We start from the raw sequence: 14,518 nt of genomic DNA, 5'->3' as shown, positions 1-14,518 counted from the left end.
CAGGAGTGCCTGGACGTCGGTTACACCGTGGCCCACTCGCCGCTGATCAAGACCGCGCTGTTCGCTTCCGACCCGAACTGGGGCCGAATTCTGGCTGCCGTCGGCCGCGCCGGCGTACCGAATCTGGACGTGAGCAAGATCGACGTGTTCCTCGGTGACGTTTGCATCGCCAGCCGTGGCGCGCGCGCCGCGACCTACACTGAAGCCCAGGGCGCGGCAGTCATGCAGCAGGAAGAAATCACCATCCGTATCGAATTGGGCCGCGGCGATTGCAGCGAAACCATCTGGACCACCGACCTGTCCCACGAGTACGTGAAGATCAACGCCGAGTATCGTACTTAAGAGCGGGTCGCCCCTAATCGCGGGCAAGCCCGCGATTAGGGGCGACCAGATGCTAGAGATTTGGCCTGTCCCCTTCATCAAAGGTCCCGAACATGAGCCTTCACCTGATCATCGGCGACAAACTGCTTTCCTCCTGGTCCCTGCGCGGCGCCCTGGCGCTTGATCTGACCGGCGCTTCCTACACCGAAGAACTGATCAAACTGAACCAGCCCGACACCCGCGAGCGTGTGCTCAAGCATTCGCCGACCGGCAAAGTCCCGCTGCTGAAAACCGAGCACGGCACCATCGCCGACTCCCTGGCGATTGCTGAATACCTGGCCGAACAATTCCCTGAAGCCAAGCTGTGGCCAACAGACACCGCGGCCCGTGCCCAGGCGCGTGCGGCGTGTGCGCAAATGCACAGCGGCTTCTTCGCCATGCGTGGCAACATGCCGTTCGACCTCAGTCATGACGCGCCGCTGTCGCCGCTCCCGGCGGACGTGCAGGCGGATATCGAGCGCATGGCGGCGTTGTGGGCCGAGTGCCGTGCTGCCGCGACCGAAACCGGTCCTTACCTGTTTGGTCGCATTACCTTGGCCGATGCGTTCTTTGCGCCGATCGCCGTACGACTGCGCACCTATCGGGTGAAACTGTCCGCGGTGGACGAAGCCTATGTTGAAACCCTCTACCAATGGCCAGCATTCAAGGCCTGGCAGAAGGCCGGACTGGAGGAAATCGAGCGGTGAAACGAGTTCATGTAGCCGCTGCCGTTATCCGTGATAACAGCGGCAAGATCCTGATTGCCCGCCGTGCCGATACCCAGCACCAGGGCGGATTGTGGGAGTTTCCCGGTGGCAAGGTCGAGGCCGACGAATCGGTGGAAACCGCGCTGGCCCGCGAACTTCATGAGGAACTGGGCATTGTCGTCAGTGCAGCGCGCCCGTTGATCAAGGTTCGCCACGATTATCCGGACAAGCAGGTATTGCTCGACGTCTGGGAGGTTTCGGCGTTCAGCGGTGAGCCACACGGTGCTGAGGGTCAGCCATTGGCCTGGGTCAGTGCTCGTGAGTTGTCGAGTTACGAGTTTCCCGAAGCCAACCGGCCGATAGTCGCGGCTGCCCGGTTGCCCGAGCAGTACCTGATCACCCCGGAAGATCTGGAAACCCCGGCCTTGCTGCGCGGAATTCAGAAAGCCATTGCCGGCGGCATCAAGCTGATCCAGTTGCGCGCACCGAACGGTTACGATCCGAAGTATCGCGACCTGGCCGTTGATGCGGTAGGGCTGTGTGCCGGCAAGGCGCAGTTGATGATCAAGGGGCCGTTCGAGTGGCTGGGCGATTTTCCTGCCGCCGGTTGGCACATCACTTCGGCGCAGCTGCGCAAGTATGCGGCTGCCGGCCGGCCATTGCCGGCTTCGCGCTGGCTGGCCGCGTCCTGCCATAACGCCGAAGAACTGGCGTTGGCCGAAGCAATGGGCGTGGACTTCGTGACCTTGTCGCCGGTGCAGCCGACGCTGACGCATCCGGGGGCTGAGCCGCTGGGTTGGGAGCAGGCTTCGACCTTGATCGAAGGCTTCAGCAAACCGGTGTTTTTGCTCGGTGGTGTCGGGCCTGCGCAGGTTCAGCAAGCCTGGGCGGCGGGTGCGCAGGGTGTTGCTGGGATTCGGGCTTTCTGGCCTGATTCTTCGGTGTAGTTGGTGGACCCTTCGCGGGCAAGCCTCGCTCCTACAGGTTCACGCGAAATCCTGTAGGAGCAAGGCTTGCCCGCGATGGCGGCCGGCAGGCGCCGCTTAATCCCCAGGCTTCGCCGCCGGTTGCCAAAGAATCTCCGCAACGCCTTGCCTCTTGGCAATCAACCTGGCCACCACAAACAGCAAATCCGACAACCGATTGATGTACGCCAGGCCAACCCCGGCCAACGGCTCAATCGCATTCAACTGCTGACAACGCCGCTCGGCACTGCGTGCCAGGCTGCGGCATACGTGGGCTTGGGCAATTAACGCCGAACCACCCGGCAGAATGAAGTTCTCCAGCGGTCCCAATTCTTCATTCCATACATCGATCGCCGCTTCAAGGCGTTCGATTTCCGCCACGTTCAATGCCTGGTACGCCGGCATCGCCAACTCGCCGCCAAGGTCGAACAGCCGATGCTGACAGGGCGCCAACACCTCGATCACTTCGCTCAGCCGCGGATACTCTTCACATTCCGCTGCAAGCCCGGCCAGCAAAACGCCGACCTGACTGTTCAACGTGTCGACCTCGCCAATGGCCTCGATCCGTGGATGGTCCTTGGGTACGCGGCGTCCATCGCCCAGGCCGGTTTCGCCTTTGTCGCCAGTGCGGGTGTAAATCTTCGACAAGCGAAAGCCCATGGTTACCTCGTAAGCTGGTTGAATTCCTGGGAGACGAGCGGGGTGCCCGCCAGTGGCAAGCGCAAGGTGAAGCAGGTGCCTTGGCCGAGGGTCGATTGCACTTCCATCTGCCCTTTATGGTTATTGGTGATGATGAAGTACGAAACCGACAACCCGAGACCGGTGCCCTGGCCGATTTCCTTGGTGGTGAAAAACGGTTCGAAGGTCCGTTTGCGCACGCTTTCGCTCATGCCGATGCCATTGTCCTCGACCTGAATCTCCGCCCAGGGCGGATTGAGCCGGGTGCGGAGAATGATCCGCCCCGGCTCGCTATCGTCTTCACGCTGGTGAATGGCCTGGGCGGCGTTTTTCAACAGGTTGAGCAACACTTGCTCCAGTTCGTTGGCGGTGCCGGGTACCGGGCCGAGCGCGGGGTCGAACTGGCGGATGATGGCCTGGCCCTTGAAGTCGAAACCGATGGCCAGGTCGAAGTCGTTACCGGCGATTTCCACCGCCTGATCGATCAGTGCCGGCAGATCGCACGGGGCCATTTGCCGGGTACTGCGGCGGCTGAAACTGAGCATGTGGGTGACAATTTTCGCCGCGCGGGCGCCGGCCTGCTGAATGCCGTCGAGTAGCTGCGGCACTTCCCGGGCTTGCAGGTATTGATTGACCGTCGACAGCTCAACGCCTATGTGTTCGGCCTGCTCCAGGTTTTTTGGCAGTTCGGGGGACAGGCGGCGGCGAATGTTCTGCACGTTGTGCAGGATCGCACCAAGCGGATTATTGATCTCATGGGCCATGCCAGCGGCGAGGCCACCGACGGAGAGCATTTTTTCCGACTGCACCATCATTTCTTCCAGGGACAGGCGTTGGGTGATGTCGTCGATTCGTATCACCACGCCACGCCCGGCACCGCCCATCAGCGGGTAGAAAGTCAGGGCGTAATGGCGCGGCTCATCGTCTTTGATCCAGGTCACGCGTTCGATTTTGGCTACGGTATGTTGCTCGACCGTTTGCTTGAGTTGCGGCAAAAACGGCTTGAGCGGCTCGAAGGCGAGGAAGATCGGCTGGTTCAAGGCTTCATCCAGGCGAGTGCCGGACAGGGCACTGGCTTCCTGATTCCACTGCGTCACGTAAAGCTGTTCGTCGAGCGCGATCAGCGCCGATGGCATGGAGTCGATGATGCTGTTGAGGTAGTTCTGGAAGCCGGTGAGTTTCTTCTCGATCTTGCTGCGCACCTGGACTTCGAGCTCCAGTTTGCGATTGGTGTGGCGGGTTTCCTCGGCCAGGCCCTGAGCCTGGTCATAGGCCGCCTGGGAGTCGTCCCGTGCGCGTTTGAGCTGCTGCTCCCGCGCTTCAATGCGTGACAGCATGGTATTGAACGCTTCGGCGAGGCTGCCGATTTCATCGTGGTTGCCCCGTGAGGCACGCAGGGCGTAGTTCTCTTCCCGGGTCACCTGTCGGGAAAGCTCTTCGAGTTGATGGATTGGCCGGGTGATCAGGCGTTTGATCTGCCTTGCGATGACCAGCCAAAGCAGGACACTGAAAATCAGGATCCCGAGGCTGGCAGTCAGGGTCCCGGTATAAAACGCCATCGGCAGTTCGCTGCTGGCCACCAACAGCAAGTGGCCCGGCGCGGCACCTGGGCGGGGCAGGGTGATGACTTGATTGCTGCGAAATTCGGTGGCCTGCCAGGATTCGATATGCCCGTATTTTTTTGGCAGACTCAGGTGATCGCCATGCTGCAACTGTGCCAGGCGTTCACCCTTGCCGTCATATAGTGCAGCGGCGCGCAAGGGTGAGTAGCTGTTGAGTTCGTCGAGCAGGCGTTGAGCGCTTTGCGGCGAAGTCAGTGCTTCGGAAATCAGGCTCGGATTGGACACCAGGCGTCCGATGGTCTGCAACGCCTGGGGCGCCATGCTTTCCTGGGAAATGTAATACGCGGCGCTGATAAAGGTCAGGTTGGCGACCAGCAAAACAGTGGTCAACAGCACCAACAGGGCGGCCAGGAGTTTCTGGCCGACCGGCAGGTTTTCAAGGCGCTGGCGCAATGGCATCAGGTTTATCGCTGCAAAGGAACAAGTGGCCAGCGTAGCCGCTGCTCAGTCGCTGGGCAATCCAAGGCTGTGCAGACGGGTGATCAGGCGCTGTTGCAGTTGATTGAGGTGTGGCAGATTCAATTGATGTCGAGCCGCGATTTTGCAGGCATGGCCCAGCAGGTAGCTGATTTCGGTCCGACGCCGATGGCTGACATCCTGGTACATCGACGAGTAATTGGCCGCCGTGGCATGAATCACCCGTTCGACTTCCTGTTGCAGGTTTTCAGCTGCTGCCGGTTGACCGCAGCGCTCAAGCAGTTCGGTGAGTTCACCGCAGAGGGTGGCGACTTCACAATGGTGCTCCTGCAAACCACCATTACGGCAATCGTGCAGCACAGTCAGTGGATTGATGGCGCAATTGAGTGCCAGTTTTCGCCACAGCCTGGTGAGTATCTCGGTACTCCATTCATGGGGAATACCGGCGCTGTTCAATTCTTCAAGCCAGGTTGGTGCGACGGGATGACCGGCATCCCCCAGCCAGGTAAACCCGTGTCCGGCGAACACCACGCGCCAGTCGCCATCGCGAAACGCGCCTTCGGTGCTGGAGGCATAAATGCAGCGCGCCTGCGGCACTTGTGCCGCTACGGCGTCCTGGCTGCCGAGGCCGTTCTGCAACAGGATCAATTCGGCGCCGGGAGCCAGGCGTGGCGCCAGTTGCGCTACGGCGTGTTCGGCGTCGTAGGCCTTGCAGGCCACCAGCAATCGATCGATCGGCTCTTTACCATCGGGTGTTTCGGCAGGTATCGGGTAGTGCTGCGCTGCGCCATGCTCGACCAGCGTCAGTCCACCCGCCGTTTCATAGGCCCGCAAACGCCGGGCGTCGCGCAGGATCAGCCGCACCGGCAACCCGGCCCGTGCCAGGCGAGTGGCCCATAAAGTACCGAGACTGCCGGCGCCGAGTACATGCCAGGTAGTGGACATCAGCTTTTTGCTCTGTTTGACGCGCGCATGGACGGCTCGCAGTGAATGATCGGAAAGACCCGTTATAATCAGCGCGGATTTTTACCGCAAGCCAGGTGTGCTCCTTCTTGATCGAGCGCCCCCTATTTAATGGAGAGATTACATGCCGTCGTTCGACGTGGTATCCGAACTGGACAAACACGAAGTCACCAACGCGGTCGAGAACGCCGTCAAGGAACTCGATCGTCGCTACGACCTGAAAGGCAAGGGCAGCTTCGAGTTCAAGGAAAAGGACCTGACCGTCAATCTGACCGCTGAAGCCGATTTCCAGCTCGAAGCGATGATTGAGATCCTCAAGCTGGCGCTGGTCAAGCGCAAGATCGACGTGCAGTGCCTTGAGGTCAAGGATGCATTTGCTTCGGGCAAGTTGATGAAGCAGGAAGCCGTCCTCAAGGAAGGCATCGACAAAGAGCTGGCGAAGAAAATCGTCGCTCACGTCAAAGACGCCAAATTGAAAGTGCAGGCCGCCATTCAGGGCGAGCAAGTGCGCATCACCGGCAAGAAACGTGACGATCTGCAGGAAGCCATCGCCGTACTGCGCGCCAAGGAATTCGGCATGCCGCTGCAGTTCAACAACTTCCGCGACTGATCCGCACGCGGGAACCTCTCGGCGTTTTCGGCGTCCGAGGCCCAAGCAACGGCAGAAACGATTGATCCACACCGGGTCGGTCTTTCTGCCGCTATTTTTTCGCGTGCCGGATAGCCGCATGTCAGGAGAACGTACATGGATTTGAATGCTGAAGTGGATAACCTGGTCAAGGCATCCCAAGCCTGGATCCCGATGATCATGGAATACGGCAGCCGCGTGCTGTTGGCGGTGATCACGCTGGCCATCGGTTGGTGGCTGATCAACAAGGTGACGCAGAAGCTCGGCGGCCTGATTGCATTGCGCAATGCCGACCTGGCGCTGCAAGGCTTCATCAGCAGCCTGGCCAACATCATTCTGAAAATTCTGCTGATCGTTAGCGTGGCGTCGATGATCGGTGTGGAAACCACCTCGTTCGTGGCTGCCATCGGTGCGGCGGGCCTGGCCATCGGTCTGGCCTTGCAGGGTAGCCTGGCGAACTTCGCGGGTGGCGTGTTGATTCTGTTGTTCCGTCCATTCCGTATTGGCGACTGGATCGAAGCACAAGGTGTGGCCGGTACGGTTGATAGCATCCAGATTTTCCACACGGTGCTGCGCACGGGTGATAACAAAACCATCATCGTGCCAAACGGTAACCTGTCGAACGGCATCATCACCAATACCAACCGCCAGCCAACCCGCAAAGTGGTGTTTGATGTGGGGGTTGATTACGAGGCGGACCTGCAGAAAGCCCGTGAAGTGTTACTGGATCTGGCAAAAGACCCGCGCGTATTGACTGATCCGAAGCCTGAGGCCGTTATTTCGACACTGGGTGACAGTGCGATCACTGTTTCCCTGCGTGTATGGGTTAAAACTGCGGATTACTGGGATGTGATGTTCATGTTCAACGAACAATCCCGTGATCGTTTGAAAAAGGCCGGTATCGACATTCCGTTTCCACAGCGGGTTGTTCGTGTGGTTCAGGAAGCAGCAGTACAGTAAGCCTGGTTTCATTAGTTGTTACATGAGCCCGAGGGATTGATAGTCTCTCGGGCTTTTTTGTGACTTTTGATCGGTTCATTGAAAAAAGTACTAATGTTATTCGCGGAAGTTGTTTGCTGGCGTGATCAGTGTATGGCAGGCATAAAAAAACGCCCACCTGAAAAGGTGAGCGTTTTTTGATCTACAGTACTTCCGGTTTTACACCCTGATTACAGGATGCTCAGCGGGTACTCAACGATCAGACGTACGTCGTTGTTGTCTGCGGTGTAATCGGTGTTGTACGCGCCGTTTGCACGGTAGATTGCGCTACGCAGGCGGAAGGACAGGTCTTTGGCTGGACCTTCTTGCAAAACGTATTTGGTCTCGAAGTTGAACTCGTGTTCCTTACCTTCGGTGCCCTCGGATGTTTCGATGTTGTCACCGTATACGTAACGGGCCATGAAGCTCAAGCCTGGAACGCCGTATTCGGTCATGTTCAGGTCGTAGCGACCCTGCCAGGATTTTTCTTCGACGCCGATGAAGTCGGAGATCTGGATGGAGTTGGATACGAAGATCGTGCTGTTACCGTCTACGCCATACAGGTAGTTGGTATCACCGGAGGAGCGCTGGAATGCCAGGGTGAATTTGTGCGCGCCCAGGGCGTAAGCTGCTGCAAGGCTCCACAGTTTGTTGTCCAGCTCGCCGTACAGCGCCTGGCCCTGATCTTTGGTGCGATAGGCGTTGAAGTCGAAGTTCAGCGACTGATCGTCATTGATCGGGAAGGTGTAGTTGGCGTTGATGTATTGCTTCTTGAAGTAGTCATCAACGTCGGAAGCAGCGATGCCGGCAACGAAGTTATCGGTGAACTGGTAGGTCGCGCCAGCGATGTTGGCACTGGTCAGGCCTGGGGTGTGCTTGCCGTTGATGGTGTCTTTGCCCATCCCGGTTTGCGAGCTCAGAGCAGTGAAACGACCGGCGCTGAGTTCCAGGCCTTTGATTTCTTTGCTGGTGAGCAAGGTGCCTTCTGCGACTTCTGGCAGCAAACGGCTGTCGTCGGTAGCGAAGACTGGGCTGGCAACGAATTGACGGCCGTATTTCAGTGTGGTGTCGGAGAGGCGGAACTTAACGGCTGCGCCGCTTTTGCCCTGGCTTTTTTCTGGGTTGCCGTCGCTGTCGGTAGCGAACAGGCCGTTACCGGCACGACCCGAGCCGCCGTCGAGTTTGGCAGTACCCATTATCATCGCATCGAGGCCGACGCCGATAGTGCCTTGGGTGTAGCCCGATTCGTAGCTCAGCAGCTGGCTGATACCGGTATCCTGGCGGTAGCCACTTTTGAAACCACCATCTTCTTCGCGAATGTTACCGGCACCATTGCGGAAGTCGCGGTTCATGTACTCAAGACGGGTTTTGAGTTTAAGGCTTTGGTCTTCCAGAAAACCTTTGGACTCGTCCTGCGAGGACGCCACTGCGAACTGCGAGGTACCAGCTGCAACAGCCAGTGCGATCATGCTCCACTTCATCACGCGCATCGTGATTTGCTCCTTTGGTTTTTAGAAGAGTACTGCCGCTCCACCTGTTTTATTATCTGGGCGGCTCTTTCTTTTTGTGTCGGCGCAAACTTATATCACGCCGACAATGTTGGCGATACTTGCGCATCTAACCTTTCAGCTTCTTTACGACCCTGTCGCTAACAGCTTGCTAGATGTCGCAAATTTACAGCCCCGATGCAACCGGAGACACAACTTTAACGCTGTTTTGTTGGGGTTGAGCATCGGTAAAAAGAGTCCCTGGTGAAACGTTTGAATCTCCATCGGGCTACCCTGCCGCTGTTTTATTTAGTCTCAAGGTTCCCGCTTCCAGCTGAGCCTTATAGACGATGTGGGTGTGAATGCAACAAGCGTGCACAAATCAGAATTCCATGGATATTTTTTTCTGCATTGCTGGCCGATGCCGTAAAACCTCATGAATCCGGGGGTCTCATCCTGCTGTAGGTGAGGCTTGACGCCATCCATCGCATGGTGTTGACCATACTGTTACCGCCGCGTGACAACCAAAAATGTTACCGGTTCACCCCGCCGTTGAGTAATTGGCGGATATGCGAAGTAGTCAGCGTAGACACACTGTGCGGTTTTGGTGCAAAAATTTTTATTTGCTGTACTGAATCCATACAGCATCGCGGCCTGTCACCCAGGAGCTGATGAGGCTTTTCGGTCATTTCAGCGCATTTTGCGGGGCTGCCGGTTCGGTACTGGTGCGTTTCGCCAGCAAGTGTTTCATCTCGGAGCGTAGGAGCGTCCATATCAGGACCTCGAGAGTTTGCATCAGGGTTCGTCGTGAAGCCTGCGACGTTCGCAGGTATGCTGCCGTCCAGTCGCTTGGTGCAACATCTCTCGGGATGGGCGCTAAGCTGAAATTGATGACCTGACGGGAGTGCGCGCTGTGTTCGCTTTAGATCCAATACTTCAACAGGACACGCTACCGATCGGTGATTTCCCGCTTTGCCGGCTGCTGCTGTCCAACGATTCGAACTATCCCTGGTTCATCCTGGTGCCTCGCCGCGACGATATCAGCGAGATATTTCAGTTGGATGTCGCCGATCAGCAGCAGCTGTGGCAGGAAACGACTGCGCTGGCCGAGTTGCTCAAGGATTCATTCGACGCCGATAAACTCAACGTCGCGGCGTTGGGCAATGTCGTCAGTCAGTTGCATATGCATGTGATCGTGCGCAAGCGGGATGACGCCGCCTGGCCCGCGCCGATCTGGGGTAAACATCCGGCCAGGCCTTACAATGCAGAGCAGGTCGAGGCCATTCGTGAGCGTCTGCGTCTGGTGCTGACCGACGATTTCACCTTCGTGGAGGGTTGAATCATGAGCCTGGAAAATCGTGTTACCGATCTGGAGAGTCAATTGGCGTTTCAGGATGACACCATCCAGTCGTTGAACGACGTGCTGGCAGCGCAGCAGCGCGCAGTCGAGCGCCTGCAGTTGCAGATGGCCGCATTGCTCAAGCGCCAGGAAGAAATGGCCGGTCAGTTCGAGTCTTTCGAGGAAGAGGCGCCGCCGCCGCATTACTGAGTGGCAGGCAATAAAAAACCGCGAGCAGCCAGGCTGTTCGCGGTTTTTTTACGCCTTGTATCAGCGGCGAGGCAGAGCGGCGATCACATCTTCGGCTTGCAGGCCCTTGTCACGATTCATGACAGAGAACTCCACGCGCTGGCCTTCGACCAGGACGCGATGGCCTTCACCGCGAATGGCCCGGAAGTGCACGAAAATATCGTCACCGGAGTCGCGGGAGATAAAGCCGAAGCCTTTGGAGGTGTTGAACCACTTGACGGTTCCGGTATCGCGGTTGCTCATGTCGTAGCTTGGCGAAGCGGCAGCCGGTGACGATTTGTAGAAGCTGATGGCCAGGTGCAGAAAAACCGCAACCAGAGCGGCGACCAGGCTGAACAGAACGGCAGGTTGACCGGCGATGACAGGCATCGGCGCGATCAGCGTCAGGGTTTGCAGAACGACAGCCAGTACCAGCAGGGCGCTGACCAGGTTTTGCAGTTGATGACGCGGGCCTTTGTTCCAGTAGGGGATGACAGGCGCGAGGGTGAGGTTAAGCAGGCCGAAAAAGGCCAGGTACAGAGCATCGGGTTGTTGCAGGTAAGGTACGGCTTCGGATCGCAGGCTAGGGATGAAGGACAGCAGCAAGGCCGCTGCACCTATTAGCAGGTGGACGATTTTCAACATTTTGATTGACTCACGTTAAGACGGCTCACAAGGAAGAGCTGACGAGGCACGGTTCGCTTCAGAACAATAGGAGGCGTTGGACACGTACCCGATATCAGCCTATGCGCGGCACCCGGAAAAATAGGCACCCACGACACGATGTCTATTTAACAGCAAAGCCGCAGGCTACTCAAATCAGGGCGTCCAGCGGTGTGTCGGGGACGATTTGTCGCGGGACCCCGGGCAATCCAGGGCTGCGATGCGACGACAGGCTTGCTAGAGTGGTCCTGCACCTGTTGGATGAAGTTCATCACCTTTAGGGGAAAAACATGGCAATCGATATCGGTATCAGTGAAGAGGATCGCAAGTCCATCGTCGAGGGGCTCTCGCGCCTGTTGTCGGACACCTACGTACTTTATTTGAAAACCCATAACTTCCACTGGAACGTCACCGGGCCGATGTTCCGGACCCTGCACCTGATGTTCGAGGAGCAATACAACGAATTGGCCCTGGCGGTCGATTCGATTGCCGAGCGGATCCGTGCACTCGGATTTCCGGCACCCGGTGCCTACGCCGTTTATGCGCGGCTGTCTTCCATCAAAGAGGAGGAGGGCGTGCCTGCTGCCGAAGACATGATCAGGCAGTTGGTCGAAGGCCAGGAAGCTGTAACACGCACCGCTCGCGGCATCTTCCCGTTGCTGGACAAGGTCAGCGACGAGCCGACAGCCGATCTTCTGACCCAGCGTATGCAGGTTCACGAGAAAACCGCGTGGATGTTGCGCGCACTGCTGGACCAGTAACATCCGGGCGCGCGAACGGCACGGGGTGAGTGCTGTTCGCGCGTTTGTCTCCCTCGAAAGTGCGTGATGCTTGAATGAGTCTTCGCTACCAATTGTAGGAAAAGCTCCGGAGTAGGACGCGCTCCATGATCTCCCCTCAACTGTTGGCTTCTCCTACGCGGATGGGCAAAAAGTCATCTGGATATAACGTTGTCCTCGCGGTTTTATAAGCACACAGATTGCGCTTATGGAAACCAGATATGGCAAAGGAGTGTCAGCGTTATGGTTTATGGAGAGAGGCGAAACGAAGGGTGGAGCGGTCCGGTTAAAGACTCAAGGATTGATCCGTTTGTCAGTGAATTCGATATGGGGCTGGTTCAGCCGTTGTCCCGATCGGTGCGTTTGAATGGTTTTGCAACGTGTATGCGGCTGGAGCAGGTTTACTGGGATATCTTGGCCCAGATGGCCAAAGCCAACTGCTGTTCAGTCAGTGCACTGTTGTCCCACCTTGATCGCGAGGTGCACTTGCGTCATGGCGGGGTGAAGAACTTCAGCGGGTTGGTGCGGGTGGTCTGTGTCGTGCACAGTCTCAAGGGCGGGAATTGCAGGGGCATGGCTTGACCGGTGGCGCTGAAAGGATTGCGTGTCGATCTGTGCAGTCTTACGGCTGCACAGGCTTCATTTAATGGATATAATCCCGCTCTTTGCCGCAAAACCCAGCGTGTGCGGTAGCAATCTGATCGCCGAGACAACCCCCATGCCGATGTACGATTACCAATGTGCTTCCTGTGGTCATCAGTTGGAAGCCATTCAAAAGATCAGCGATGCACCGCTGGTCGACTGCCCTGCCTGCCAGGCGCCAGAGCTGAAAAAGATGCTGTCCATGCCGGGTTTCCGCCTCAGCGGCACCGGCTGGTACGAGACTGATTTCAAGACCGGTTCCAAGAAAAATCTGGCCGGCGGCGACAAAGCTGACTAGGTTCAGAGCCTGGCTTGAACGACACGCGCGAGCCCTCGCACCCTATGTATGCGAGGCCTGCAACCGAATTTCGAATTACGAGAAGCGAAACCACTACCATGATGCGCAGCCATTATTGCGGCCAACTGAACGAAAGCCTGGAAGGCCAGGAAATTACCCTTTGCGGATGGGTTCATCGTCGCCGTGACCACGGTGGGGTGATTTTCCTCGATATCCGTGATCGTGACGGTCTGGCCCAGGTGGTGTTCGATCCGGACCGCGCTGAGAGCTTCGCCGCCGCTGATCGCGTGCGCAGCGAATTCGTCGTGAAGATCACCGGTAAGGTCCGCCTGCGTCCGGCCGGTGCCACCAATGCCAACATGGCGTCGGGCATGATCGAAGTCCTGGGCTATGAACTGGAAGTGCTGAACGAATCGGAAACCCCGCCGTTCCCGTTGAACGAGTTCTCCGACGTCGGCGAAGAAACCCGTCTGCGCTACCGCTTCCTCGACCTGCGTCGCCCGGAAATGGCCGAGAAGCTGCGTCTGCGTTCGCGCATGACCACCAGCATCCGTCGCTTCCTTGACGAAAACGGCTTCCTCGACGTCGAGACGCCGATCCTGACCCGCGCTACCCCGGAAGGTGCCCGCGACTACCTGGTGCCAAGCCGTACTCACGCCGGTTCGTTCTTCGCCTTGCCGCAATCGCCACAGCTGTTCAAACAGCTGCTGATGGTGGCCGGCTTCGACCGTTACTACCAGATCGCCAAGTGCTTCCGCGACGAAGACCTGCGTGCCGACCGTCAGCCGGAATTCACCCAGATCGACATCGAGACCAGCTTCCTCGATGAAAAAGACATCATGGGCCTGACCGAAGCCATGATCCGCAACCTGTTCAAGGAAGTGCTGGATCTGGAATTCGGTGATTTCCCGCACATGACCTTCGAAGAAGCCATGCGCCGCTACGGTTCCGACAAGCCAGACCTGCGTAACCCGCTGGAACTGGTTGACGTTGCCGATCAACTCAAAGAAGTCGATTTCAAGGTATTCAGCGGTCCGGCCAACGATCCGAAATGCCGCGTTGCCGCACTGCGCGTTCCGGGCGGGGCGAGCATGCCGCGCAGCAAGATCGACGACTACACCAAGTTCGTCGGCATCTACGGTGCCAAGGGCCTGGCGTACATCAAGGTCAACGAGCGCGCGGCCGGTGTTGACGGTCTGCAATCGCCGATCGTGAAGAACATTCCTGAAGACAAGCTCAACGTGATCCTCGATCGCGTTGGCGCAGTCGATGGCGACATCGTGTTCTTCGGTGCCGACAAGGCCAAGATCGTCAGCGAAGCCCTGGGCGCGCTGCGGATCAAGGTAGGTAACGATCTGAACCTGCTGACCTGCGAGTGGGCGCCGATGTGGGTCGTCGACTTCCCGATGTTCGAAGAGAACGACGACGGCAGCTTCACCGCTTTGCACCACCCGTTCACCGCACCGAAGTGCACCCCGGCAGAGCTGGAAGCCAACCCGGCTGGTGCGCTGTCCCGAGCCTACGACATGGTGTTGAACGGTACCGAGCTGGGTGGCGGTTCGATCCGTATCCACCGCAAGGAAATGCAGCAATCGGTATTCCGCCTGCTGGGCATCAATGAAGCGGAACAGGAAGAGAAGTTCGGCTTCCTGCTCGACGCCCTCAAGTACGGCGCGCCGCCGCACGGTGGCCTGGCCTTCGGTCTGGATCGTCTGGTGATGCTGATGACCGGCGCCCAGTCGATCCGTGAAGTGATCGCCTTCC

16 protein-coding genes are annotated in these 14,518 nt (G+C 57.9%); 11 read left to right on the top strand and 5 right to left on the bottom strand.

The features are described from left to right. The 3 genes from D8U18_RS17005 to D8U18_RS16995 all read left to right on the top strand — a co-directional run. A partial coding sequence (locus tag D8U18_RS17005) for a bifunctional ornithine acetyltransferase/N-acetylglutamate synthase (protein WP_177435033.1) occupies positions 1–342 on the top strand: 342 nt, incomplete at its 5' end. 92 nt (positions 343–434) lie between these two features. Next, positions 435–1,067, top strand: a complete 633-nt coding sequence (locus tag D8U18_RS17000; RefSeq protein WP_056852675.1) for a glutathione S-transferase family protein — start codon at positions 435–437, stop codon at positions 1,065–1,067. Continuing rightward, entirely contained in the window at positions 1,064–2,014 is a 951-nt protein-coding gene (locus D8U18_RS16995) for a Nudix family hydrolase (RefSeq protein WP_056852674.1), read from the top strand. The genes D8U18_RS17000 and D8U18_RS16995 overlap by 4 nt, the downstream gene beginning before the upstream one ends. A 96-nt stretch (positions 2,015–2,110) precedes the next feature. Here the strand turns inward: D8U18_RS16995 and D8U18_RS16990 are convergent, their stop codons facing one another. Genes D8U18_RS16990 through D8U18_RS16980 form a run of 3 tightly spaced genes read right to left on the bottom strand, consistent with a single transcriptional unit; the run spans position 2,111 to position 5,694 of the window. Then, a complete protein-coding gene (locus D8U18_RS16990; RefSeq protein ID WP_130905898.1) occupies positions 2,111–2,692 on the bottom strand; it encodes a cob(I)yrinic acid a,c-diamide adenosyltransferase in 582 nt (193 codons plus the stop codon). Between the two features lie 2 nt (positions 2,693–2,694). Further along, positions 2,695–4,731 carry a HAMP domain-containing sensor histidine kinase gene (locus D8U18_RS16985; protein ID WP_130905897.1) on the bottom strand — a complete coding sequence of 679 codons (2,037 nt, stop codon included), beginning with the start codon at positions 4,729–4,731 and terminating at the stop codon, positions 2,695–2,697. Positions 4,732–4,776: 45 nt separating this feature from the next. Then, positions 4,777–5,694 (bottom strand): putative 2-dehydropantoate 2-reductase, encoded by a 918-nt coding sequence (locus D8U18_RS16980; RefSeq protein ID WP_131108055.1) that lies wholly within the window; start codon positions 5,692–5,694, stop codon positions 4,777–4,779. A gap of 142 nt (positions 5,695–5,836) precedes the next feature. Here D8U18_RS16980 and D8U18_RS16975 point away from each other — a divergent pair, with 142 nt between their 5' ends. Both D8U18_RS16975 and D8U18_RS16970 read left to right on the top strand, forming a co-directional pair. After that, the gene (locus tag D8U18_RS16975; RefSeq protein ID WP_007977344.1) at positions 5,837–6,322 is read left to right on the top strand and encodes a YajQ family cyclic di-GMP-binding protein; all 486 of its coding nucleotides are present in this window, start codon (positions 5,837–5,839) and stop codon (positions 6,320–6,322) included. 135 nt (positions 6,323–6,457) lie between these two features. After that, positions 6,458–7,300: a mechanosensitive ion channel family protein gene (locus D8U18_RS16970; RefSeq protein ID WP_056852670.1), complete on the top strand. Its 843-nt coding sequence runs from the start codon at positions 6,458–6,460 to the stop codon at positions 7,298–7,300. Between the two features lie 209 nt (positions 7,301–7,509). Here D8U18_RS16970 and D8U18_RS16965 read toward each other — a convergent pair whose 3' ends face one another. Beyond that, entirely contained in the window at positions 7,510–8,808 is a 1,299-nt protein-coding gene (locus tag D8U18_RS16965; RefSeq protein WP_056852669.1) for an OprD family porin, read from the bottom strand. A 910-nt stretch (positions 8,809–9,718) separates the two neighbouring features. Here D8U18_RS16965 and D8U18_RS16960 point away from each other — a divergent pair. Then, on the top strand, positions 9,719–10,144 hold the full coding sequence (locus D8U18_RS16960; protein ID WP_056852668.1) for an HIT domain-containing protein: 426 nt from the start codon (positions 9,719–9,721) through the stop codon (positions 10,142–10,144). Positions 10,145–10,147: 3 nt separating this feature from the next. Further along, entirely contained in the window at positions 10,148–10,354 is a 207-nt protein-coding gene (locus tag D8U18_RS16955; protein ID WP_056852667.1) for a SlyX family protein, read from the top strand. A gap of 60 nt (positions 10,355–10,414) precedes the next feature. On the opposite strand, the gene D8U18_RS29230 is transcribed toward D8U18_RS16955, so the two are convergent. Continuing rightward, a complete protein-coding gene (locus D8U18_RS29230) occupies positions 10,415–11,017 on the bottom strand; it encodes a cold-shock protein (RefSeq protein WP_056852666.1) in 603 nt (200 codons plus the stop codon). Between the two features lie 308 nt (positions 11,018–11,325). On the opposite strand from D8U18_RS29230, the gene D8U18_RS16945 reads away from it, so the two are divergent. From D8U18_RS16945 to aspS, 4 genes are all read left to right on the top strand, one after another. Continuing rightward, on the top strand, positions 11,326–11,796 hold the full coding sequence (locus D8U18_RS16945) for a Dps family protein (RefSeq protein ID WP_056852665.1): 471 nt from the start codon (positions 11,326–11,328) through the stop codon (positions 11,794–11,796). 261 nt (positions 11,797–12,057) lie between these two features. Continuing rightward, positions 12,058–12,396, top strand: coding sequence for a ribbon-helix-helix domain-containing protein (locus D8U18_RS16940; RefSeq protein ID WP_056852664.1), 339 nt, complete (start codon positions 12,058–12,060; stop codon positions 12,394–12,396). Positions 12,397–12,532: 136 nt separating this feature from the next. After that, complete coding sequence (locus D8U18_RS16935; RefSeq protein WP_007977333.1) at positions 12,533–12,754, top strand: zinc ribbon domain-containing protein; 222 nt, start codon at positions 12,533–12,535, stop codon at positions 12,752–12,754. 98 nt (positions 12,755–12,852) lie between these two features. Next, positions 12,853–14,518: aspartate--tRNA ligase (gene aspS, locus D8U18_RS16930; RefSeq protein ID WP_131108054.1), on the top strand; the 1,666-nt coding region annotated here is incomplete at its 3' end.

The organism is Pseudomonas sp. Sample_10, assembly GCF_004321495.1.
GTDB lineage: Bacteria > Pseudomonadota > Gammaproteobacteria > Pseudomonadales > Pseudomonadaceae > Aquipseudomonas.
The sequence above is the reverse complement of the archived record's forward strand: the minus strand, read 5'-3'. Positions and strand labels throughout refer to the sequence as shown.